General features: G+C 60.6%; 15 protein-coding genes. 6 read left to right on the forward strand and 9 right to left on the reverse strand.

Features of this window, described 5'->3' with window-relative positions; all coding sequences use genetic code 11:
- The first annotated feature begins 171 nt into the window (after positions 1-171).
- Positions 172-381, forward strand: a complete 210-nt coding sequence (locus ABD837_RS17900) for a hypothetical protein (protein ID WP_345057206.1) — start codon at positions 172-174, stop codon at positions 379-381.
- A gap of 86 nt (positions 382-467) precedes the next feature.
- Here ABD837_RS17900 and abc-f read toward each other — a convergent pair whose 3' ends face one another.
- Positions 468-2,384 carry a ribosomal protection-like ABC-F family protein gene (abc-f, locus tag ABD837_RS17905; RefSeq protein ID WP_345057209.1) on the reverse strand — a complete coding sequence of 639 codons (1,917 nt, stop codon included), beginning with the start codon at positions 2,382-2,384 and terminating at the stop codon, positions 468-470.
- Between the two features lie 99 nt (positions 2,385-2,483).
- Between abc-f and ABD837_RS17910 the strand changes: the two genes are divergently transcribed.
- From ABD837_RS17910 to ABD837_RS17920, 3 genes are all read left to right on the forward strand, one after another.
- Positions 2,484-3,854, forward strand: coding sequence for a choice-of-anchor L domain-containing protein (locus tag ABD837_RS17910; protein WP_345057211.1), 1,371 nt, complete (start codon positions 2,484-2,486; stop codon positions 3,852-3,854).
- Between the two features lie 464 nt (positions 3,855-4,318).
- The gene (locus ABD837_RS17915) at positions 4,319-6,400 is read left to right on the forward strand and encodes a tetratricopeptide repeat-containing sensor histidine kinase (RefSeq protein ID WP_345057213.1); all 2,082 of its coding nucleotides are present in this window, start codon (positions 4,319-4,321) and stop codon (positions 6,398-6,400) included.
- Positions 6,401-6,933: 533 nt separating this feature from the next.
- Positions 6,934-7,125 carry a hypothetical protein gene (locus ABD837_RS17920; RefSeq protein ID WP_345057215.1) on the forward strand — a complete coding sequence of 64 codons (192 nt, stop codon included), beginning with the start codon at positions 6,934-6,936 and terminating at the stop codon, positions 7,123-7,125.
- A 238-nt stretch (positions 7,126-7,363) separates the two neighbouring features.
- On the opposite strand, the gene ABD837_RS17925 is transcribed toward ABD837_RS17920, so the two are convergent.
- The 7 genes from ABD837_RS17925 to ABD837_RS17955 form a co-directional block, all read right to left on the reverse strand.
- Positions 7,364-8,470: a pectate lyase family protein gene (locus ABD837_RS17925; RefSeq protein WP_345057217.1), complete on the reverse strand. Its 1,107-nt coding sequence runs from the start codon at positions 8,468-8,470 to the stop codon at positions 7,364-7,366.
- A 678-nt stretch (positions 8,471-9,148) separates the two neighbouring features.
- A complete protein-coding gene (locus ABD837_RS17930) occupies positions 9,149-9,898 on the reverse strand; it encodes a CPBP family intramembrane glutamic endopeptidase (protein ID WP_345057219.1) in 750 nt (249 codons plus the stop codon).
- Between the two features lie 396 nt (positions 9,899-10,294).
- Positions 10,295-13,123, reverse strand: a complete 2,829-nt coding sequence (locus ABD837_RS17935) for an alpha/beta hydrolase family protein (RefSeq protein ID WP_345057221.1) — start codon at positions 13,121-13,123, stop codon at positions 10,295-10,297.
- 251 nt (positions 13,124-13,374) lie between these two features.
- Positions 13,375-14,781, reverse strand: a complete 1,407-nt coding sequence (locus tag ABD837_RS17940; protein WP_345057223.1) for an amidohydrolase family protein — start codon at positions 14,779-14,781, stop codon at positions 13,375-13,377.
- 219 nt (positions 14,782-15,000) lie between these two features.
- On the reverse strand, positions 15,001-16,209 hold the full coding sequence (locus ABD837_RS17945; RefSeq protein ID WP_345057225.1) for a porin: 1,209 nt from the start codon (positions 16,207-16,209) through the stop codon (positions 15,001-15,003).
- A 319-nt stretch (positions 16,210-16,528) separates the two neighbouring features.
- Positions 16,529-19,078, reverse strand: a complete 2,550-nt coding sequence (locus ABD837_RS17950) for an ABC transporter permease (RefSeq protein ID WP_345057227.1) — start codon at positions 19,076-19,078, stop codon at positions 16,529-16,531.
- A gap of 202 nt (positions 19,079-19,280) precedes the next feature.
- Positions 19,281-19,976 carry an ABC transporter ATP-binding protein gene (locus ABD837_RS17955; protein WP_345057229.1) on the reverse strand — a complete coding sequence of 232 codons (696 nt, stop codon included), beginning with the start codon at positions 19,974-19,976 and terminating at the stop codon, positions 19,281-19,283.
- A 312-nt stretch (positions 19,977-20,288) separates the two neighbouring features.
- On the opposite strand from ABD837_RS17955, the gene ABD837_RS17960 reads away from it, so the two are divergent.
- Together ABD837_RS17960 and ABD837_RS17965 are read left to right on the forward strand one after the other, a co-directional pair.
- The gene (locus tag ABD837_RS17960) at positions 20,289-20,954 is read left to right on the forward strand and encodes an arylesterase (RefSeq protein ID WP_345057231.1); all 666 of its coding nucleotides are present in this window, start codon (positions 20,289-20,291) and stop codon (positions 20,952-20,954) included.
- Between the two features lie 161 nt (positions 20,955-21,115).
- On the forward strand, positions 21,116-22,804 hold the full coding sequence (locus ABD837_RS17965; RefSeq protein WP_345057233.1) for a cellulase family glycosylhydrolase: 1,689 nt from the start codon (positions 21,116-21,118) through the stop codon (positions 22,802-22,804).
- Positions 22,805-22,823: 19 nt separating this feature from the next.
- Here ABD837_RS17965 and ABD837_RS17970 read toward each other — a convergent pair whose 3' ends face one another.
- The gene (locus ABD837_RS17970; RefSeq protein ID WP_345057235.1) at positions 22,824-23,147 is read right to left on the reverse strand and encodes a hypothetical protein; all 324 of its coding nucleotides are present in this window, start codon (positions 23,145-23,147) and stop codon (positions 22,824-22,826) included.
- Positions 23,148-23,513 lie beyond the last annotated feature (366 nt).

The raw sequence follows: 23,513 nt of genomic DNA on the forward strand, positions 1-23,513 counted from the left end.
TAAATCCAGCGTGCAGGCCATCGAAAAGCGTATTTAAATCGGAAAAATACTGCGTAACATCAGCTGTTAAAGGAAAATGTTGTTTGTGTTTTTCCAAAAGGAAATGGGTGGTGTACATGGGATTTAAGCGGCTACGACATTATTGTTCCCAAGGGAGACTTGTTCGTCGCCATGGAATTTGGTGAGATGGAAGTCCGTTATGACAAACATTCTTTGGATGAATATTTTCCATCGGGTTATATCCTGCGCCCATCTTTCGATTTAGAGAAGAGCAAAACCTGGAGTTATGCACTGGGAGAAGGTTGGAGCTTGCTACCTCAAACCAATGGCTTGCGCAGGTACAATGGCATGATTAAGCTCGAAGTCAAGTCTTCTAAGTAAAAAGCATTGCTCACGGGTAGTAACCAAAACAGGCCGCCCCGATTGTTTCGGGGCGGCCTGTTTATTTAAAATAGCAACAAGATTGACTACCCCAATTCTGCCAGTTCCAGCCACCGTTCTTCCTTCTCGCCTAGCTCTTTTTCGATAGCTGACAACCGCGCACCCCAGGCGGCAAAGTCCTGTGGGCTACCTGCGCCGCCATTCAGCTTGGCGGTGATTTCTTCCTTCTCCGTTTCCAGCGTGGCCATGGCTTTTTCGAGCTGCTCGTATTCCTTCTTTTCAGCGAAGGTGGCGCGGCGCTTTTGGGGCGTAGGGGCTACGGCCGTGCTCACGGCTACGGGCGCGGCCAGCTTGGCGGCGGCGCGGGCAGCTTTGGCGGCTTTTTCTTCTTCGACGATGGCGGCTTCGGCTTCGCGCTCTTCGAGGTACTCGCGGTAGTCGGTGTAGTTGCCAGGGAAGTTGAGGACGGCCCCGCCGGGTTCGAGCACGAAGAGGTGCTCGGCGAGGTGGTCGAGGAAGTACCGGTCGTGGCTCACGATGAGCAGGCAGCCGGTGAAGTGCAGCAGGAAGTCTTCCAGGATGTTGAGCGTGGCCAAGTCCAAGTCGTTGGTTGGCTCGTCAAGAATGAGGAAGTTGGGGTTTTTGATGAGGACGCGCAGTAGCTGCAGGCGCCGCTTTTCGCCGCCGCTCAGCTTGTTTACCAATGTGTACTGCTGAGCCGGCGGGAACAGGAACAGGTTGAGGAACTGGCTGGCGGTGAGTACGTCGCCGTTGGCCAGCTCCACCACTTCGGCCACTTCCTTCACAATGTCGATTACGCGCTGCGTGGGGTCGAATTCCAGCTCGGTTTGGGTGTAGTAGCCGAACACGGTGTTCGTGCCCACGTCGATGGTGCCGGAATCGGGCTTCAGCTTGCCGGTGAGCATGTTGAGCAGCGTGGACTTGCCTGCGCCGTTGGGACCCACGAGGCCAATACGGTCCTTCTTTTTGAAGACGTAGCTGAAATCGTCGAGTACCACGTTGTCGCCGAATTTCTTGTTCAAGCTGTCGGCTTCGATGATTTTACCACCCTGGCGGGTGGTTTTCACGCTCAGCTCAATTTGCTGCTTGGTGAGGTTGGTGCTGGCCTTTTCCTTGGTGACGTAAAAGGCGTCGATGCGGGCTTTTTGCTTGGTGCCACGGGCCTGGGGCATGCGGCGCATCCAGTCGAGCTCCTTTTTGAAGAGCTGGCGGGCCTTTTCCACTTCCACGGTTTCGCGCATTTCGCGGTCGGCCTTTTTCTCCACGAAATAGGCGTAGTTGCCCTGGTAGCGGTACATGGTACCCTTGTCGAGCTCCACGATTTCATTGGCCACTTTGTCCAGGAAATACCGGTCGTGGGTCACCATGAGTAGGGTGAGATTGGGCGAGTTCAGGCGGTTTTCGAGCCACTCGATGGTGGCCAGGTCGAGGTGGTTGGTGGGCTCGTCGAGCAGCAGTACGTCGGGCTCTTCGATGAGCACGCGGGCCAGGGCCACGCGCTTGCGCTGCCCGCCCGAGAGCTGGCTGACGTTGCGCGTGAGCAGCTCGCCGAGAATGCCCAGTTTGCCGAGTATCTGCTGCACCTGGGCTTCGTAGTCCCAGGCGTTGAGGGCGTCCATGCGTTCGAGCACGCGCTGGAGGTCGTCGGATTTGTGGTCGGGGTCGTTTACGACGTGCTCGTACTCCTGGATGGCCTTAAGCGTGTCGTTCTGGCTGGCGAAGATGGTTTCTTCCACGCTCAGGCTTTCGTCGAACACGGGGTTCTGGCCCAGGTATGTCACGCGGATGCCCTTGCGGGAGCTCACCAAGCCGGTGTCAGGGGTTTCGAGGCCGGCCAGTACGCGCAGCAGCGTGGTTTTGCCGGTGCCGTTGATGCCCACAAAGGCCACGCGCTGGCCCAGTTGCAGGCCAAAGTTGAGGTTTTGAAACAGCCAGCGGTCGGCGTAATTCTTCGAGATGTTCTCGGCGGATAACAAGTTCATAGGCCGCAAAGGTACGGCCGGGACGGGTGGGGTTGAGAGTGCACGCAATATTGACTATCGGAATAACGTAATCCAAAATATCACACTTTCCTTTACGCTATGTACCAAATTCTCCTGCTACTGGTAGCTATCTGCTTGTTCTTGCATACTGCTGCGTTCTCCCAATCACGGATGCGAATTGAGTCTACATCTTCTATTGATTCTGTAGTTGATAATGTTTTGGTAGGCCAAGGCGTACGCATTGGCAACGTGAAGCTGACAGGCCTGCGCACTAGTCTCGGCTACTTTGCCAGCGACACCAGCATCATTGGCATGAAAGGCGGGCTACTGCTTTCAACAGGAAACGTGGATTCTGTGGCTCGTGCCAATATCTCTCCCGGAACAAGCGGAATTGCGGCCGATATGCAGCAAAAGTTTCGTCCTGATAAAGACTTGGCCCGCGAATGTCATTGTCGGGTTTACGACCAAGTTATTCTAGAATTCGACTTCGTGCCTTCTCATAATTCAGCATCTTTTCGCTACTGCTTTGCTTCGGAGGAATACAACGAATATGTCGGTTCAACATTCAATGACGCCTTTGTATTTATGCTGACTGGTCCTAAAGTCAAGCGTAAGAACATGGCTTTGCTACCAAGGAGTACGGCACGCGTAGCGGTAAATTCCGTCAATCTTCGACGGCGGCCAGAGTTGTACGTTAATAACGACTATTTCTTAAATTACGGACTACTCAAAAACATTGCACAACGGCCGCGAATCTTTTTTCTGCGCCGATGGTGGAATAATTTATTCAATAAAAAGAATGATTCACCACTTGGTTTTTTTACGCTTCCTGGTGAGAAGAAAAAACTGAATCAGGTTTTGGTAAATAATGTGGAATACGACGGCTTTACGCGAGTGCTTACAGCTTCAGCTTATGTAAAGCCTTGGCAGCTTTACCACTTAAAAATGGTTCTTGGCGATGTGGGAGATGATATTTTTGATTCAGGCGTTTTCTTGGAACAAGGTTCGTTGCGTAGCGAAAAAGATAAAACGGAACCTGGCTTTGCTGAATACCGCGACCTAAGCCGAACTATGAACTGGGACAGCATTTTCGGACAAGTAATAAAGCCTGTGTCGACTACATTGATGCCTCCTGTTTTACCTACTGCTTCTGTCACGTTCGGGGTAGATGAATATGCGATAACATCTACAGAACGCGATAGACTAGATGGCTTTGCCCGTTATGTTGTGGCGCATCCGGGCAAGTTGCAGATTCAAGGTTTTACAGATAATACTGGCACGCGCAGTCACAACTATCAACTCTCTTTGCGGCGTGCTTTAACGGTGATGTATTATCTCACAGGCCGGGGTATACCACGCAGCCAGATGCTATGCTTGGGCGATAATGGTGGAAGTATTATGATAAATAAGCAGGATGAAAAAGCCCAAGCCAATAGTCGTCGGGTAGAAGTTAGTTTTATTGAAGAATAAAAACTGTGTGCACCACAGCTACCGCACCTCCAGCGGCCCCCGCCACTGCCCGTTGCGGCGGTGGCAATGGCCCGAAGTGGGGAAAGCCACCCCTGCACTGCCTAACCAGAAGATAATCTCCACGTGTGTCGGCCAGCGCCCTGCGTAGCCCAACTGCATCTGGCACCCGGCGCAACTGTTGCACTAGTAGGTGCGGAATCGCGCTAGCAAAGCTTGGTATAACTGCAGTGAACCAACAGTTCCCAATTTGGTGTTGTCATAATTATTCATTTAAAAATCGGTATATTTATAGTGGCTGACGGCTACTGGTCGGCATTGGGACTGCTACAGACGGCTTCGGAGTGGGGGCAGGTCTGAACAAGGACGGTAGCAGGTGTTCGCGGCCAAGCACGGAACACCACTGTTTTTGCCGGGCTCTTGGTGACGGTGATAAGTTTTCCATCCGAGTGCTTCAGCTTTTCGCGATGACTACGTTTTGCGCTCTTTTTTTGTGGTGGCTGGCGCCCGCCTTTGGGCACCTGGCCCATTCGCCGGGCCGGGTCGACAGCCTTAGGTTTGCGTTGAGGACGGCCTCAGTCGATACAGTCCGGGTGTTGCTGCTCAACGAGCTGGCTTATGAGCTCACCCAGACTGACCCGCTGGCGACCATCGGTTACGGCAAGCAGGCACTGCAGCTGGCCCAGGAGTTGCGGTTTCGGCGGGGCGAGGGGTGGGCGCTGGTGCGGCTGGGCTCTGGGTTCCGGGAGGCCGGCAATTACCCGGCGGCGCTGCAAATCGGGCTGCAGGGCTTGCGGCTGGCCGAAGCTTTGCGCGACCCGGCGTTGCAGGGCCGGGCCCTCAACGCGCTGGGCTACCTGTACTGGGAGCAGGGCAACAGCCGCCCGGCGCTGGCGTATTTTTTTCGGGCCAAAGTCGTGGCCGAAAAAAGCGGGAACGTCAAGCTCCTCACCCGGGTAATGGGCAACATTGGCAATGTGTACGAGCAGCTGCAGCAGCTGGATTCGGCGCTTTTCTACCTGAAGCAGGGCTTTGCGATGGATGCGCGCGAGCACGACCTGACCAGCGAAATGGGTGATGCCGCCATGCTGGGCAACGTATATGCCGCCTTGGGCAACCCACAGGTGGCCCAGGTCTATTACCGCCACAGCATCCGGCGAGCCCAAATTGGGCACGTCACCTTTGCCTTGTGCCGGGCTTATCTGGGCCAGGCCCGCCTGTTTGAGCGCCTGGGCGGGGCCCGCGCCGACTCGGCCCTGCACTTTGCCAAACAGGCATTGGCGGCCGGGCAGCAGGGGCGCTACCCGAAGGGCATTCTCCAGGCCAGCCAATTTTTAGCCACGGCCTATGCGGCTCGGGGCAATAATGCCGCCGCCTTCCGGTACCTGACCCTGGCCAGTGCCACGCGCGAAAACCTGTTTGGCCTGGCCAAGATGGCCCAGGTGCAGGCCTTGGACCTCCGCGAACGAATGCGCGAAGATGAGCTCGCCGACCAGCAGCGGCTGGCCGCCGCCCAGCGCCGCCAGCTTGGCCTGGGTGCGGCGCTGCTGGCGGCCGTGCCGCTGCTGCTGCTGCTCTGGCGCAACAACCGCCTGAAGCAGCAGGCCAACCAGCAGCTCTATACCTGGAGCAAGAACCTGGCAGCCCACCGCGACGCCTTGCGCACGGCCCTGGCCGACCTTAAAACGGCCCAGGACCAATTGATGCGGCGTGAGAAGCTAGCTTTCCTGGGCGAGCTCACCGCCGGCATTGCCCACGAGCTGCAAAACCCCCTCAACTTCGTCGCCAACTTTGCGGGCGCCAGCGCGGAGCTGGCCGCGGAGTTGCTGGCCGAGGTAAGCCGTCCGGTGCTGGACCGCACCGCTCTGGAAAACCTGGCCGCGGATGTGCAGCTCAACCAGGAAAAAATTCGGCAGCACGGCCAGCGGGCGTCGTCCATTGTGAAGACCATGCTGGAGCACTCGCGCAATGGTGCTGCCCCGCGGCTTCCCACCGACCTCAACGCGCTGGTAGAAGAGGCGCTGATGCTGGCTTACCAAAACCTGTGCGGTAGCGACCACGCTTTTCGGGCCTACTTACACACCCGCCTCGACCCGGAGCTTGGCCCGGTGCCGGTGGTGGCGCAGGACCTGAGCCGGGTGCTGCTCAATGTGTGCGCCAACGCCTTGTATGCCGTGCGCCAGCGGGCATTGGCGGCCGTTTCGGGCGGTGAGCCGGCGGGCTACGAGCCCACGGTGGTGGTGAGTACCCGCCGCGCGGCGTCGGGCCAGGCGGTGGAAATCCGGGTGCGCGACAACGGAACGGGTATTCCTAAAAAGCTGCTGGCCAAAATATTTCAGCCGTTTTTTACCACCAAGCCGCCGGGCGAAGGCACCGGACTGGGCTTGTCGCTGAGCTATGGCATTGTGACCCAAACGCACGGCGGCACCCTGACCGTGGCGTCGAAAGAAGGGCGGTTTACGCAGTTCACCATTTCTCTGCCATGCGAAATTGCCGGGTTGGAAGCACCTCAGAGTTGGCAGCTTCAGCAAGACGTGGCAATTGGGTAGCACCTAGTGGTACGATGCATCCGAGAACGAATTGAGCAGGTTTAGAAACCACTTGGCCGAGGCCATCCGAGTGCCGTGCCGGATGGCGCATGGGCATCTCTGCCGTCGCATTTATTGCTGATGCGCGAACTGTGCGAACGCCCTGCGCTATGGGGGCAAATGGCACGAGTTGTCTCAGGAGTTGCCGCCGTGCGCTACCTGCTGCCAGCAGAAGAAATTCGGACTTGGAAGCAACTGCCGCCGTCGCGGCGGTTGTAGAGGCCAAACAAACAACAGTGTGATAAGCAGAGCTATAGAATACCGGCATATTGCGGGGAGACCTTTCCATCACCCTCATTCTACCGGCCTCACGGCCTACAAAGCCCCGAGTGCCTACCCCGTTACCAAAGCCCAGGCCCGTCCTGGCGGACTGGCTGCCATCGGCCCCAGGCTGGACCTGGGCGAAACCGTTTCCGTGGCATCCGGCGCTACCCACATCGCGGATGCCGCCAAAACGCTGAGCGACTACAACAAGGCCCTAAAAAGCCCTAAATGTGGCCGATGACCTGCTCAATCAACTCAAAAAGCAGGGAACGGATTTACGCAACTGGACCTCCCGTGCCATGAGCGGCGTGAAATCCAAGCTCTGGGCCGACGGCTCGGAGTATGAGGTGGACGGTGGGGTGCGCCAGTGCGAGCGCAAGAAGCCAGCGCGCAAGGCCAAGTGCACCAAGCCCGTGGCGTAGCCCGGCGCTGGGTTTTCTATCGCACAAAAGGCCCGTTTCCAGTCCGGAAACGGGCCTTTTGTGTGCCGTATCAACCCACTGCCGGCCTGGTGCTGGGCTATGCCCGGGCTCGTTGCGTTGGGCAGCTGGCTGTGCTGCCGCGAGCCGGGCCGTACCAGCAGGGGAATGTTTCGGCCTGCTCTCGGCAGATAACTGGTTCCCAGGCTGCCAGGCTGCGCCACGGGGCGGCAGGAGCCGGCTAAATGCCGCTGTGCGCGCAAGTATTGCCCCCCACGGTGGCCCCGGCACCCGAAGTGCCCGTCACCGCTGCCTTCACGCTGGAGGCGCTGAGCAGTGACAGGGTGTACGGGGGCGTGAAGGCCGTTTTGCCGTTGCCGGCGGTGTTGCCGGTTGTGCCCGTGAACGTATTGCCGGTGACCTGCACGGCCGTGGAATTGTTGGCCATCAAGTCGATGGGCCGGTTCACGTTTTCAAACACGTTGTTCTGCACTAGGAGGTTGGCTTCGAAACCGGCCTGCACGCCGGAGGTACTGTTGGCGCTGTTGAACAGGCTGTTCACTACCTGCACCTTGCCGAAGCGCACCCGCGGCATGCGGGCCACGCAGCCCGGCGCCCACCAGCACCGGGCGAAGGTGATGTTGAGTTTGCCCCGGTCGGCGGTTGCGTCGTCGGACGAGCCGATGAGGTTCGAGAAGCGGTGGTCGTTGGAGCCGCCGGAGCCGCCGGCGCGCGGGGCTTTCAGGTAGGCGAACTTGGTCCAGGAAACGGTGATGTAGCTCGATGTGTTCTTGATGTCCAGGTTGCCGTCGAGCCCGTCGCGGAACTCGCAGTGGTCCACCCACACGTTGGTGCAGGCGTCGATGGTGCAATCGTCCTGCCCGTTCACGTCGTACGCGCCGGGCCCGTCGAAGATGAGGTTGCGGATGACGAGGTTTTTGCAGCGCTTCACGTAGAAGATGCCCGAGCCGGCCGCCGTCTGGTCGGTCGTCGCCAGCTTGGCCCCGGTCGAGCCGAATACCGTCTTGCTGGTCTGGTCCTGGAAGGAAATGCGCCCGCCCGACGGAATGGTAATCGTGCCGTTGACCTGCACCACCTTCACCGCCGTGTTGGTGATGGCGGCCTTGAGCTGGTCGTACGTCGTGACGATGGTGGGAGTGGCGGTACCGCCGCCGGTGGTGCCGCCGTTCTGCGAGGCCCAGCCCGGGGCCACACAAGTGGCTTCGACATCGGCCGTGGCGACGGCGCCAGACACGTTTTCGGTGGTGGGGGCGGGGTTGCTGCGGTCGCAACCGCCGAGCATACCGGTGCAGGCCACCAGGGTGGCCAGGAATGCGGATGTTTTCATCGTTGTGGGAATTGGGATGTGGAAAATGACTGCCACACCGGTGGCAGGTGGAAAGCGCGGAACGGAGCAGCAAGGAGGCAGAACCTTGCCCACTGGTTGGGGAGTGGTGCCGGCACAAGGCCAGGCGCTTAAGCAGCGCTGGGAAGTGTCGGGCTAGCTTAGCAACGATGGATTGAAGGTAAATCCACGCGTCTAAATCCAATAGCAAATTCCCCTATTAATTTGTGCAATCGTTGCCGGCAACGTTGCCAGGCCCCGTATCCGTCCCCGTCCCTGTAAGCAGCGCACCAAGAAAGCATGCGCAAAGCCAGCGCCACACTAAAAGTTTGGGTGCCGGGAAAGAGCCGTCGGAGGCACCGCTCGTGTTGAGCTGGGGCGCATAAACAGGCTGGTAGCGTAACGGCTTGCCTTGTTGCCCTTCGCGGCGGGAGTTCCAAAGGCCAGGCTTGTAGGCAAACAACTTGCGGGCACCTCCGAATGGCTGGTTTGCATGCGTGCAGTGGGGCTGGCCCTGCGCTTGCCGGTAGAGTGGGCAATTGCCAATGGCGCCTCCAACACGCCGCGGGTACACCCGGGCAGCAGCGCGCCGCAGCCACGCCGGCAGGGTATAAAAGCCAGCTTCGGGTGCGATTGGTGTGGTCTGGGCGCCGTGGCTCGGGCCGCAATGCCTGCGCAGACTCAGAGTATACGGTAGAATATACAGTAGTTCATGGTCAGGTTGAACAGCGCGTGCGCCACCACGGCCCCGACTATCGACCCACTCTTTGCCCGGGCAACCGAAAACAACAGGCAGGTGATGAACAGGCCCGCGACCCAGAGCAGGGTCGGCCCGGCCAGCAAGTGCCAGCCGTGCCCGGAATAAACCAGGCCGAAATGCGCTACGTGCACCAACGCAAACGCGGCGCTGTCGACCAGTGCAGCCTTCCGGTTGCCCACGCTTTGCGCAAAGCATTCGTGAATCAATCCCCGGTAAAAAACCTCTTCGCCGAGGGGGCTGAACCCCATGCTGATGCCCGCATAAATCAGGAAATAGGTGAGGCGGTTGTGCTCATTCAGCACGCTGGGCAAATTGGCGTAGCTTCTGGCTATGTACACCAGGCTGTTGCCCTCGCCGAAGCCAAAAAAGAATACCGTAAGATAGAAAAGGGCCGCGCAGCTTGCGATGCCCAGCAACGCGCCCAGCAGCACCCCCCACCAGCGTGTGGGCCAGACCAACCCGATTTTTTGGCGGCCGGGCCGGGCCAGCAGTATCAAAGGCAGCGCCAGCATCGCCCCGAAAATGTACGGAACCGCCTGGTAGCTTTTGGTGGCGTTGGCGTACAGCACCAGGACAAACCGACTAACCGTAAAAATGGCAATCAGGAACGCCCCGGTTTTCCAGTTGAAACGGATGCGACGCGCCACAAAGAGTCTGAAATAGTCACTCATCAAAAAAGCATCAGTCACCTTTCATCAACTGCAGAAAAGGTAAAATTGAATACAATGATAGGGTGATGCGAAATGACTTCGCTAGGTTGAAGCGCTTCCAATGGTGGTGGCGCTCCCGCGACTCCTGCTAATGCCCGTTGCGGTGGTTGCGAAGGATGCGCTTGTTGCCTGGCCTGCCACGTTTTGAGTTAATTGGGTCATCGCCCGGCCCGGTCCGACCGCCCTAGGCGGTCCGACCGGTTGTCGTTCGGGCAAAACCGGTGGTGCTTCAACCGGTCGGACCGCCTAGGGCGGTCGGACCGGGCCAATGCCGAATTACTGCTGAACCCCTACTTAAACAATGCAAAAGGCCCGCTTCCGAATGGGAAACGGGCCTTTTCTGCTGTTTTGCTGGGTCTACATCCCACTGCCCTTCGATGTTTCGAGGCCCCAATTGCGGCCTTTTTCTACGGCGGGCACGCCGGTAGAGAGCCACACGGGGGCGGGCTGGCCTTTGAGGTAATGGTCGAAGAACTGCAGCTCGCGGATGGAAATGTCTTTGCGGTTTTCGCGCCTCACGAGGTTGTGGGCCTCGCCGTTGTATTGCAGCAGCCACACGGGCTTGTTCAGGCGGCGCAGGTCGGTGAACATCTCGATGCCCTGGTACCACGGCACGGCTCCGTCGGCGTCGTTCGACATGATGACCACCGGGGTTTGCACCTTGGGCAGCGAGAACAGCGGCGAGTTGCGGATGTAGGCTTCGGGTTTTTCCCAGAGGGTGCCGCCGATGCGGCTCTGGGTGCGCTCGTACTGGAACTGCCGGCTCATGCCCGATTCCCAGCGGATGCCGCCGTAGGCCGAGGTCATGTTCACGACGGGCGCGCCCGCCCAGGCGGCGGCGTACATGTTGGTTTGGGTGATGAGGTAGGCCACCTGGTAGCCGCCCCAACTCTGGCCCTGAATGCCCAGGTGCTCGCCATCCACCCAGGGGTTTTTCTTCAGCGCCTCTACACCCGAGTTCACGTACTCCACGGCCGAGGGGCCGGGCTCGCCCACGGTATAGCTGATGTCGGGCGTGAACACGAGGTAGCCGTTGCTGGCAAACATGGCAATATCCAGCTTTGAGGGCGACGGCGCAGGGGCCTGGTAGCGGAAAATGCCGTCCGACAGCTTCTCATAGAAGTACGAAATCATCGGGTACTTCTTGGTAGGGTCGAAGTTTTCGGGCTTGTAGAGCACGCCGGTGGCGGCGTGGCCCTGCGGCGTGGTCCAGTGCACGAGCTCGGCCGTGAACCAGTTGTAGTCCTTCTGCTGGGCGTTGATGGCGCTGAGCTTGGTTTCCTTTTGCAGGTCGGCGCTCACGTACACATCGGCCGGCTGGCTCACGCTCGATTTGGTGTAGATATAGCGGCGGGCGTTTTCGGCCCGCGCCACGTTCGAGTAGGCTAGGGGGGCGAGGGCCAGGCGCTCGGGGGCTTGGGTGCTGGCGATGGGCTTGCGGAAGTAGCCCCACTCTTTGGTCACGTCGTTTTGGGTAAGCAGCAGCAGCTCATCCTTGGGCTCGATGAATTTCAGCTTATCCACCGGCAGGTGGTAGCGGAAGCGCAGCTTCTGCTGGCGGCCCAGGCCGGCGGTGAAGTTGCTGGCGAGGCCAGTTTTGGGGTTGATTTTCCAGATATCGTACCGGTCGTAGAGCAGCACAGCTTCGTCGTTCTTCGTCCAGGCGGCCACGCCGTAGGGCTCGGGGTCGGTGGGTGAGTCGTTCTCCTCGTCGGCGAAGGACACGCCGGTTTTCTGGGTCAAATTCACGGTTTGGCGGGTGGCCACCGAGTAGGCAAACCAGGCCTTGGCCGCGTCGTCGTACCACAGGGCGTAGTCGCCGTGGGGCGAAATCTGGAAGCGGCTTTTGGAGGCTTTCGGGTTGATGGAAATACGCTGGCCGGTGCGCGTCGACACCAGATAAGCCTGCTTACGGGTGTTGCCTTCCCACTGCAGCGACACGCGCTTGGCGGTGTCGGTGGTGGCCAGCACGTACTCGGCGTTGGTGTTGTCGGCCAGGTAGGAGTCGCGCAGGTACTCATCCTCCAGCTGCACGAACTTGTTGGCCTGCTTCGGGTAGATGACGGCCAGGTAGTTGCGCTGCAGGTCCTTCTTCAGTGTTTTCAGCTGCATGGGCTGCAGGTAATCGTCCTTGTAGTTCCAGATATCGAGCTTGGCGTGCTCGAAGTCCACCAGCGTGGTATCCTGCGGCAGTGGGTTGGGCGCGGTGCCAAAAAATAGCTTCTCGCCGTTCTCACTGAACACGATTTTGCCAAAGCCGCTCGGCGACCAGTTCGCCTTCAGCGCTTTGTCGCCGGGCCGCATCACGATGGCGGCCGAGTCAGCGAGGAAGTTGGCGTAGTACAGGCTGAACGGCTTCACCAGCGCCTTTTCCGGGTGCTTCTCGGCCGCGAAAGCCAGCTGCTTGCCCGCGTCGTCAAACGCCAGGTTCTTGTAAGTTCCCTTGCCGCTGCTCAGCTGCTTAAGCGAGCCCGAAGCGACCTCAACCGCAAACAGGCCCGAGCGCACGTCCTTGCTGTTCTTGGGGGCCAGCACGGCGAAGGCCACGCGGTTGCCCGGCTTGCTCAGCTGGTAATCGGTGACGGATGTAAACTCGCGGCTTTTGCTCGTCAGCAGGTTGAGCACGGTGAGGGGCGCACCGGCTTTGTTGGCGTCGAGCAGGCCGTCGGTGAGCTTCTTCAGCGTATCGGCCGGGGCTTTGGCTTTGGCGTCTTTCAGCACCGGCTTGTTGCCCAGGAAGGCCAGCACCGACGCTTTCTCGGCCAGCTGCCACGATTTCACGTTGGGGTATTTCGTGAGCTTGCCGGTTTCGAAGGCGTACACGCCCAGCGAATCCTTGGGCATGTCGTCGGGCTTTTTCTTCTTTATTTTGGCCTGCCGCACCAGCGCATACGGCGGCTTGATGGGGAACACCGCAAACTTCGAATCCGCCGAAAACGCGGCCGAGTCGCCCCGGCTGATGCTGGCGAGTGGGCGGTTGTCGAAGGTTTTCAGGTAGAGCGTGCCATCGCCCTGCTGGGGCCGCACCTGGTAGAGCACGTACTTGCCGTTGTTGCTGATTTTTTGGTTGATGACACTTTCCCATTTGTCATAAACGGAATGGTCGAGCGGCTTTTTGGGGCTTTGCTGGGCCAGCGCGGGCAACTGGTTCAGTAGACTTGCAACGAATAGAATGGACTTACGCATAGTAGGGAGGGATTATGCCCAAATATACTTCCGGCGCGGGGTTGAACGATGGGGGCCCCCACGATTCCGCAAACGCCGTTTTGGCTGTAGAGACGCGACCCATCGCGTCTCGGCGCGTGAACGATTGTCGTGCTGACGGGAGACGCGAAGGGTCGCGTCTCTACAACCATACGATGCCGAATTTGACCGGTTTAGCAGTCCGATGCAGCCGCTGCAAAAGTCGTTGCCCTCGCACCAGTAACCGCCCCTTACTACTTCCCAATAGCCACTTGCTGCAACTGCTTCCGCAGTGCCAGTAGGTCTTGTTGCGAGAGATATTGCCCATCGGCCAACACCCCCACAATGCGCTGGGTGTTGGCAATATCCGTTAGGGGGTTGGCGCTGAGCAGCACCAGGTCGGCCAGTCGGCCCGCCTGCACGGAGCCAAAATCCTGCTGCCGGTTGAAAAATTTCGCCGGGTTCAGGGTAGCGGTTTGCAAGGCCTCGAGGGGAGTGAAGCCGGCCGCCACGAAGCGCTGCAGCTCGAGGTGCAGGCTGGCTCCGGGAATCAGGTCGACGCCGGCCGGCGTGTCGGTGCCGGCCAGGAAGCCGACGTGGGCGGCGTGCAGCTTCCGCACGAGTTCCAGTTCGTGGGTGACGAAGCGGGCGCGCACCGGCAGTGGTTCCGTATCGAGGGTGCGGGCGATGTTGGTTTGCGCCTTGGGCCAGCGCTGCGCCACCCAGGTGCCGCCCGCGTAGGTCAGGTCGGGGTCCTGGCGCCAAGCAATAGAATCGACCAGCCACTGGCCCCGCTCCCAGAACAGGGTGGGGCATTGCCATACCTTCGGGTGCGCCGCCAGCGTCCGGATGATGGCGGCTTCGCGGGCAGCGTTGTAGGTGGCCAGCAGCCGGCCGGGCGATTTCTCCTGGCCCGCTGCTACGTAAGCATCTTCGGCCGTCGAGCTGGCTTCGAAAATGCCAATCAGATGCTCGAAGGAACGTTGTCCGGCGGTCAGGGCTTCGGTGGCCCGCACGGCGTCGGGCACGTGTCCATCTATCGCGAGGCCTACCTTTTTGGCTTCGGCCGCGATGGCAAAATAAGCTTCGCGGGGCACCAGCGACTGCACCTTGATAAAATCAACGCCCCGCGCTTTGAGCTGGTCGACGGCTTTACGGCCATCTTCTGCCGTAGCAATGGCTATGGAAGCTTTGTAGGGCGACTTAGGCCCGTCGAGCATGGGCCCGCTCACCACCATGCGCGGCCCCACCAACCGGTGCGCGGCGACATCGGCCCGGGCTTTGAGTACCGCTTCGAGCTCGCTGCCCATGTCGCGAATGCCCGTGACGCCGTTGGCCACGAACAGGGGCAGAATCAGGTCGGTGCCGGCTGCTGCCGTCCCGTCGAAGTAGACGTGCGTGTGCATGTCCCACAGCCCGGGAATCAGGTATTGGCCGGTGGCGTCGATGACCTTCCCGGCCCGCGGGTTGACGCTGGCTGATGGACTCACCCGGGCGATGCGTTTGCCGGCAATTACCACCGTCATATTGGGCCGGATGTTGCCCGTTTCCACATCTACCACGTTGGCGTGCACGATGGTAAGTTGCTGCGCCCGCACCGTGCCGGCCGCGAACAGCAGCACGATGGAAAGCCGTTTGGTGAAACCTATGAACGCGGACATAGAGTAAAGTACAGAGAATACACATGTCCCAACGCAAGTCGTTGGTTGACTCGAAGGTAGGGTGCGTAGCGGCCAGGAAAAGCCCCGCAGCTTACCGGTATAGCTGACTTTATAGGATAAACCCGGTCCGCCTCAGTCCTCCGCGCGCAGCACCTCCAGCGGCGAGCGGCGCAGCACGCCGCGGCCATTGAGCAGGCCAAGGCCGGGAAGAGCCCGCGCTTAAAAATTAAGCTGGGCCTGGAGGCGCAGCAGGCCGCCGCGCTGCTGGTTGTCGGGGCGCTGGAAATCCTCGAAGCGGCGCGACGAGAGCGTGTACATGGCTACCAGCTCGAAGCTGTTGAGGGGCTGCCACTCCACGCCCAGCTCGGCCTCGCGCACGGTGTAGCTGCGGGCATCGCGCTCGTGCTTCTTGCCGCCATCGTAGTACTGCACCCGCACAAACGGGAAGAACTGCTGCTGCTGGTAGCGCAGTCGGTAGTTGAGCAGGAGGTAGCCACCGTGCAGCCGCTGGGTTTCGATGCTGTCGGTGCCGGGGTTGAATTCGGGGCCGCGGCCTACGTTGTATTCGGCCTGCACGCCAAAGGGCTGGGGGTAAAGCACGAAAGTGGCGGCCATGCGCTGGTCGGGGTAGCTCAGGTCGGAACGGTGCTTCACGCCGGCCGAGAGCTGGTCGCGGTTCACCACGTAGTCGCCGGTGTAGGCCTGGATGCCGGGCTCGATAATTTGCCGGCCCAGGGGCAGCGGGTAGCTGACGCGGGCCACCAGGTGACGCTGGTTGTTGAGTTCGGGGCGATTGGCAGTCTGGCCGTTGAAGGCGCCCAGGCCCACCACGCCGTAGTCGCCGGAGCCTTTCAGGCCATCCTTCACCAGCTGGCCGAAGCGGTGGCGCACGGCCGTGGGCGCCCAGTACAGAAAGGCCCCCAGGTCGCGCTCGTTAGAAAAAGCGCTGTTGATGCCGTCGCTACGGTCCAGGGGCAGGCGATTCTGGCTCGACTGCATGTTTTCGAACCCGAACGGAATCTTGCTCTGGCCCAGCCGCACCCGGAACTGGCTGGCCTTGTCGAGGCCCACATCAACATAGGCATCGCGCATCAGCGCGGTATTTAGGGAAGAGCTGCCGCTCAGGCTGCTGGCAAAATCGGGCTGAATGTAGAAATATATCCGCTCGTGCAGCTGGCCGAAGAAGATAATGCGAATGCGCCGGAGCGAAAACCCGCCGTTGTTGCCCCATGACCGGTCGCATTGCTCGCAGCTTAGGTCGGGGTTAGTTTCGAGCAGGCGGTTGTAGCGGCTCTGCACGTATCCCCGGATGGCGAACGTTTCAAACCACTTTTTGGTAGCGACCGGGGGCCGATACACCGTATCGGGAGCCTGGCCCCGGACCTGCGTGGCCAGTAGCAACAGCAGGCTAAATAATAATTTGTTCATGAAACGATAATGCTGGCACAAAGGGCGTAATTATACATGTCTTGGTAGTTAACACAATGTGATGCTAATGTTACGGATGGATTCGAAGCTGTCAGATGGGCTTTAGAAGCCCTTTGCCCGCTCATTTGTGGGCATAAATACCCGTGCTAAATGCCCAATTCACAAGCGTTAAGCGCAGTGCACCTCTTGGGGTAGATTCCAAATTGGTGTGCCAGTCCGTTAGATTGTTTCCCATGAGGCGGCTCATTGAATGGCCGGGTATACCCGACTGAAATCTGCGCTAAACCCGCGCCAGTGAATGCCGGGGGGGGGATTGAAATCACCCCTCGGCCCGCAGCACCTCCAGCGGCGAGCGCCGCAGCACGTCGCGGCTATTGAGCAGGCCGATGCCGGCCGTGAGCGCTGTGACAAGTGCCGCCAGACCCAGCAGCGGCAGCACTGCCGGCCCGAAGCTGGCCTCAAATACCAACACGGCCAGCGCCCAGGCTGCCAGTACCGCTAGCCCGATGCCGGCCAGCGCCGCCAGCAGCCCGAGCAGCCCATATTCGACCAGCGTAATCCGCAGAATCTGGGCGCGGCTGGCGCCCAGCGTGCGCAGCAGCACGCTTTCGCGCACCCGCTGGTAGCGGCTGATAACCACGGAGCTGCTGAGCACCAGCAAGCCGGTGAGGATGCTGAACCCGGCCATGAAGCGAATGACGAAGGATACCTTGTCGATGATGTCGTCGAGGGTCGCCAGAATGAGGCCCAGGTCGATGGCCGACACGTTGGGAAACTGCCGCAGCAATTCCTGCTGCACGCCAGCCAGCGCCGCCGGGTTGGGCGTGCGGGTTACTTCCACCCAAAACTGCGGGGCCTGCTCCAGTACGCCCTTCGGAAACAGCACCAGAAAGCTGGGCTGCACCTGGCCCAACTCGACCGAACGGGTGCCGCCCACGATGGTGCGCAGCGGCGAGCCCTGCACATTGAAATCGAGCGTGTCGCCCAGCTTCAATTTCACACGGCCCAGGTAGCCGTCCTCCACCGAAATGCGCGCGATGCCGTCGGAGCCAAGGAGTGGGGCGGTGCCGGCCGAGAGCTTCTCGGCCCGGCTCAGGGTGTCGCGGTACGTTACGCGGTACTCGCGGGTAAGAGCCCAGGCCGGAATGCCGCGGGCTGTATCCTTCTTGATTTCGGACACCGTTGTGCCGTTGATAGCCGCCAGCCGCATGGTCACGATGGGCACGCGCTGCATCATGGGCAGGTTTTGGGCTTTCAGCAGGGCCTCGACGCCGGCGCGCTGCTCGGGCTGAATATCGAACAGTACCAGGTTGGGCTGCCGGCCGCGCTCGGATACCCGCACCCGGCTCAGCAAAAGGGCCTGGGTGAGGAAAAGCGTGGCCAGCAGAAAGGTGCCCAGCCCGATGGATGTCACCAGCGTGAGGGTCTGGTTCTGGGGCCGGTAGAGGTTGGCCAGGCCCTGCCGCCACACGTAGCCCCAGCCGGCCGGGAAGAAGCGCCGCACGCCCGCAATCAGCAGGCGGCCCAGGCCGGCCAGCGCGCCAAACGCCGCCAGCAGCCCCGCGCCGAAGCCCAGCGTCAGCTTCCAGTCGCGCGTTTGGCCATAGGCGAAGGCCAGCACAAAGAGGGCAATAATGCCTACCACAAGGCCGCGCACCGGGTCGGGCGTAGCGGTGTCGTCCTCAAACGCCACCCGCAGCACTCGCAACGGCGACACCCTTCTGATGCTCAGTAGCGGCAGCAGCGCAAAAAGCACCGCCATCAGCAGCCCCGTGAGCAGGCCGGTGGCAATAGCAGGCCACGACACGCTCACGCTAATGCTCACGGGCAAAAAATCGCCCAGCACGCGGGGCAGCAGGGTTTGCACCGCCGCGCCGAGCGCCGCGCCGATTAGCGCGCCCACCAGCCCCAGCCCGGCGGTTTGGATGAGGTAAATGAGCAACGCCTGCCGGCCACTGGCTCCCAGGCAGCGCAGCACGGCCACGGCGGCCAGCTTTTCGCGCACGTACAGGTTCACGGCGCTGGCTACGCCCACGCAGCCCAGTAGCAGCGCCACAAAGGCTACCAACCCAAGGTAGCGGGTGAGGTCGGCGAAGACGCGGCCCATGCTTTGCTGGCGGCCGGCCACGGTTTCGGAGTCGATTTCGGCCTTGTCGAGCCGGGTTTGCAGCGGCTTGATGACGGCGGCCACGTTAGCGCCCGGCGCAAAGCGGTAAGACCGGCGGTACTGCACCCGGCTGCCCGGCTGCACCAGCCCGGTGGCCGCCACCTGCGCCAGCGGAATAAACACGGCCGGGGCCACCGCCGAACTTACGCCCGACTGCCCCGGCGTTTTCAGCACCCGCCCCACGATGGGCAGCACCACGCGCCCCACCTGCACCGAATCGCCGATTTTCACGCCGAACTGGGCTAGCAGTGCCTCGTCAACCAGCGCGCCCGCTGGGTTGCCCGCCTGCCCAAACTGCGCGGCCGCTGCCTGCGGCTGCACCTGCCACTCGCCGTAGTAAAAGCCGCCTTCGCGGGCCCGCACCTGCGCCAATCGCACGCCCCGCCCGGGCCGAAACTGCACCAGCGAGGCAAACGCCATTTCCGACTGACGGGCCTCGCCCAGTTGGCTCAGGGCTGGTTCCAGGGCGGGTTCGAAGGGATGGTTGGCGGTGAGCACAAGGTCGGCCCCGAGCAACTCGCGGGCCTGCTCGGCCACGCTGCGGGCCAGGTTGTCGCCAAAGGAATTGATACCCACCAGCGCTGCGATTCCCAGGATAATGCTGGCCATGAAGAGCAGCAGCCGCGCCCGGCTGCGGCGGCTGTCGCGCCACGCCATGCGGAAAAGCCAGGCGGTAGCGGAAGTGGTGGAAGAAGGCGTCACGAAGAAAGTCAAAAAATAGAATAATTCGAGGGCAGCAAAAGCCGCTATCGTTGCGGGCAAAAGGTCCGGATAAGGGTGCCAACTCTTCAGGATGTTTTGCCCAAGTCTTCACTATGTTTTGCCCAAAACGTAGTGTAAAGTTGCAAAGTGGCCCCCATTCGTCGCAAACGCGGGTGCCGAACACGGGGCCGGGGAAACCCGTTTATTGTTTTTCCGGGACGGCAGCCAGCATTTCCTCCACCACCTTGCCGCCGCGCATTCGCAGCGTGCGTTGCGTTTTAGCGGCCAGTTCTAAGTCATGCGTCACCAGCACGAGGGTGGTGCCGGCTTCGCGATTAAGCTCGAATAGCAGGTTCACGACTCGTTCGCTGGTGTCGGGGTCGAGGTTGCCGGTGGGCTCGTCGGCGAAGAGCACGGCGGGGCGGTTGGCGAAGGCGCGGGCGAGGCTCACGCGCTGCTGCTCACCGCCCGAGAGCTGGGCGGGGTAGTGGTTGGCGCGGGCGGCCAGGCCCACGCGGTCGAGCAGTTCCAGGGCCGTTTTGGTGGCGCCGCGCTGGCCGCGCAGTTCCAGCGGCACCAGCACGTTTTCGAGGGCCGTGAGGGTGGGCAACAGCTGGAAGTTCTGGAAGATGAAGCCCACGTGCTGGTTGCGCACGGCGGCGCGCTCGTCCTCGCTCAGCGTATCAAGCTGAATGTCATTGACCCAGACGCTGCCCGAAGTGGCGCGGTCGAGGCCGGCACAAAGGCCCAGGAGCGTGGTTTTGCCCGAGCCTGAGGGCCCGACGATGGCAAACGTGTCGCCGGCCGCCAGCTCGAAGCTGACTTCGTGCAGCACCGTGAGCGGCTGGCCGGCGCTGGGGTAGGTTTTAGTAAGGTTTTCGACGCGGAGAATGCTCATGCGATTATCGGGGTAGGAGGGTACGGGGGTGGGCGGGTAGGAGGAGAGGGCTAAAGAAGAACGTCATGCCGAGCGTAGCCGAGGCATTTCGCGTGCAGCAGTAATCCAATCGTGAAAGCGTCTTTGAGTAGTGGTGGCACGCGAGATGCCTCGACTACGCTCGGCATGACGCTTATTGCGACATTCCTTCGCGTTCCGGAACAACCGCGTCGCCCCCCGTTCGTTACGCAAGACGTGAAAACCGGCGGCATGTTTTCCGGACTTTGTGTTTTCGTACTCCAAACGCCTGCTATGAAATTCAACCCGCTACCTATGGCCGCCCTGCTGGGGTTGGTCCTTACCGCCTGCAACTCTGGCCCGGCCGCCGAAAAGTCCGCTGCCTCTAGTGCCCCAGCCGCTACCTCGGCCACGCCGCCCGCCGCAGCTAAAAAGCGCCTGCTGTTTTTCGGCAACAGCCTCACCGCCGGGCTCGGCGTGGAGCCTGAGCAGGCCTTTGCCGGCTTGGTTGGGCAAAAAGTCGATTCCCTCGGCCTGCCCTACGAAGTAATAAACGCGGGCCTGAGCGGCGAAACCACCGCTGGCGGCCGCAGCCGCGTGGGCTGGATTCTACGCCAGCCAGTGGACGTATTTGTGCTGGAGCTGGGCGCCAACGACGGCCTGCGCGGCATTCCGCTGGCCTCGACGCGCCAGAACCTACAAGGCATTGTCGATACGGTGCGGCGGCGCAGTCCGGGCGCGCATATCGTGCTGGCCGGCATGCAGATTCCGCCCAACATGGGCCAGGCATACGCCACCGAGTTCAAAGCCGTGTTCCAGGAAATAGCGGCCAAAAACCACCTCGTTCTCATTCCCTTCCTGCTCGAAGGCGTAGGCGGGCACCCCGACCTCAACCAGGCCGACGGCATTCATCCCACGCCGGCCGGGCACCGCGTGGTAGCGCGCACGGTGTGGGCCACGCTCGGGCCGTTGCTTAAGTAGGACGCCAAGCGCTGTGTGCACGGAGTAAAACTTTGCGAAGGAAATATTTAATTATTCGTTAAGCTACTGATTTACAGGATGTTTTTGTGGTAGGTTTAGGTCGTTTAAGGTAGCCTCGTGCTGGTTTAATGGTTTATTCTTCACCTCACTCCATCCTTTTTATGAAAACAAGTTTCAAATTACCCGTCCGTCACGCGCAGTTGGGTCGCCTGCTGTTTGTTTTGCTCCTGCTCCTGCTGCTGGCTGGAGGGCGCGCAACGGCGCAAACAGCCGTCGGGAAATACGGCGCCTTGCGCGTGCAAGGCAACAAGATAATGAGCCAAACCACGGGGCAACCCGTGAGCTTAGCTGGCAGTAGCCTGTTCTGGAGCAACGCCGGCTGGGGCGGCGAGCGCTACTACAGCGCCAATGTGCTGGGCTGGCTGAAAAACAACTGGAATGCCACCATCGTGCGCGCCGCCATGGGCGTGGATGAAGGTGGGGGCTACCTCGAAAACCCGGCCCGGGAAAAAGCCAAGGTGAAAATCGTGGTCGATGCCGCCATCGCGGCGGGCATGTACGTCATCATCGACTGGCACAGCCACCACGCCGAGCAGCACCAGATCGAAGCCATCGCCTTTTTCAAGGAGATGGCCACCACGTATGGCAACTCGCCCAACGTGATTTACGAAATCTACAACGAGCCCCTGCAGGTGTCGTGGAGCGGGGTAATCAAGCCCTACGCCAATGCCGTTGTGGCGGCCATTCGGGCCATCGACCCCGACAACCTGATTGTGGTGGGCACGCCCACGTGGTCGCAGGACGTGGACGTGGCTTCGGCCGACCCCATCCAGGGCACCAACATTGCCTACACGCTGCACTTTTACGCCGCTACTCACAAGCAGTCGCTGCGCGACAAAGCCACCACGGCCCTGAGCCGGGGCGTGGCGCTGTTCGTGACGGAGTGGGGTACGTGTGAGGCTTCGGGCAATGGCTTCGTCGATTCCGCTTCGACCCAAGAGTGGATGAACTTCATGAAAGCCAACAGCATCAGCCATTGCAACTGGGCGCTGAACGATAAGGGTGAAGCCGCTTCGGCCCTGGTAACGGGCACCAGCCCGATGGCATCCTGGTCCGATACTTTTCTGACGGCTTCGGGCCGTTTGGTAAAGGGCTACGTGCAAAACTGGGCCGGCACCGTCACGCCCCCAACCACCGGCGGCACGGCCACCAAAGTGGAAGCTGAAAGCTACCACGTGATGTCCGGGGTGCTAACCCAAGCCACCAGCGACACCGGTGGCGGCTTGAACGTGGGCTGGCTCGACCCCGGCGACTGGATGGCCTACACCGTGAACGTGCCCACGGCCGGCACCTACACCATTCAGTACCGGGTGGCCAGTCCCTACACCGGCGGCCAGATTAGCCTGGAGCAGAATTCGGGTGCCACGCGCCTGGGTGTCATCACGGTGCCCAACACCGGCGGCTGGCAGAACTGGACCACCATCACGAACACGGTGACGCTGAACGCAGGCGTGCAGGATATTGCCATCGGCGTACCCGTGGGGCGCTACAACATCAACTGGTGGAGCTTTACCAAGGCCGGCACTGCTGCTCGCGTGGCTAGCAGCCCGGAGCTGCAGCTGTACCCCAACCCGGTGCAGAACAAGTTGCATCTGACCCTGACGCAGCCCGGGACGGCGGCCTCGCTGTATGTCATCAACGCCTATGGCAAACCGGTGCAGACCCTGACACTGCCCGCCAGCACTTCGCCAGAAGCGGCCATCTCGGTCGAAGGCCTGGAGCCCGGTATCTATACCCTGCGGGTGGTGGAAGCCGACCGCACTACTTCGACCAAGTTTGTGAAAGAATAGCGCCTGGCTAGCTGGGTAGCTAATCGAGGTCAATGGTGCTTTCTCCTTCCGGGCCGATTTCAAAATCGGCCCGGTTAGGAAGCGCCGTTATTCCCGGCCCGAACTGTAGCACCCGGTCTACGAACTGGATGCCCCACGAAATACGCTGGTCCCGAATGCAGCTTTGCAGCGCTTGCGGATAGTCTTCCCCCAATTCGTAGGCCTCGCCTTGCTCGTCTTGCACGGTCCCGCGCAAGTCGTCGGGCCGAAGAACGAGGGCCTCATTCAGCGAGAACGTGACCAGCGTTTGGCCGGCGGCCAGACGCTGGTGCACGGCCGCAAACAGGGACCATTCGTTTTTCATGATGCATTCGACACCCAAGTTTATGACTTGGGATTATGTGCTCGTAGCCAATGAGAACAGGTGCTTGACTTACAAAATTCCTGCTTGAATCGGTACTGCTAAAACGGACCCGCCGGCGTTACACTGGTAGCTTGCCCAAGCTGTAATCTGCTCAAGTCGCATACGCTCTTCCGAACAGAAATTCAGCCAGCGTTTGGCTGACCTGACAAGAAAAAAGGGAGTCGACCACTGGTCGACTCCCTTTTTTAATGGACTAGCTGGAGCATCCTGAGGCGTGGTTTCAAGCTGTTGCTTGGGCTAGTGCACTGCGGTAGCGCCCCCACCGTGCGGCTCAGGGTGAAGCTAACCGTGAGTTGCGTTGGTAGC

This window comes from Hymenobacter glaciei, assembly GCF_039539585.1.
In the GTDB taxonomy this organism is placed as follows: domain Bacteria; phylum Bacteroidota; class Bacteroidia; order Cytophagales; family Hymenobacteraceae; genus Hymenobacter; species Hymenobacter glaciei.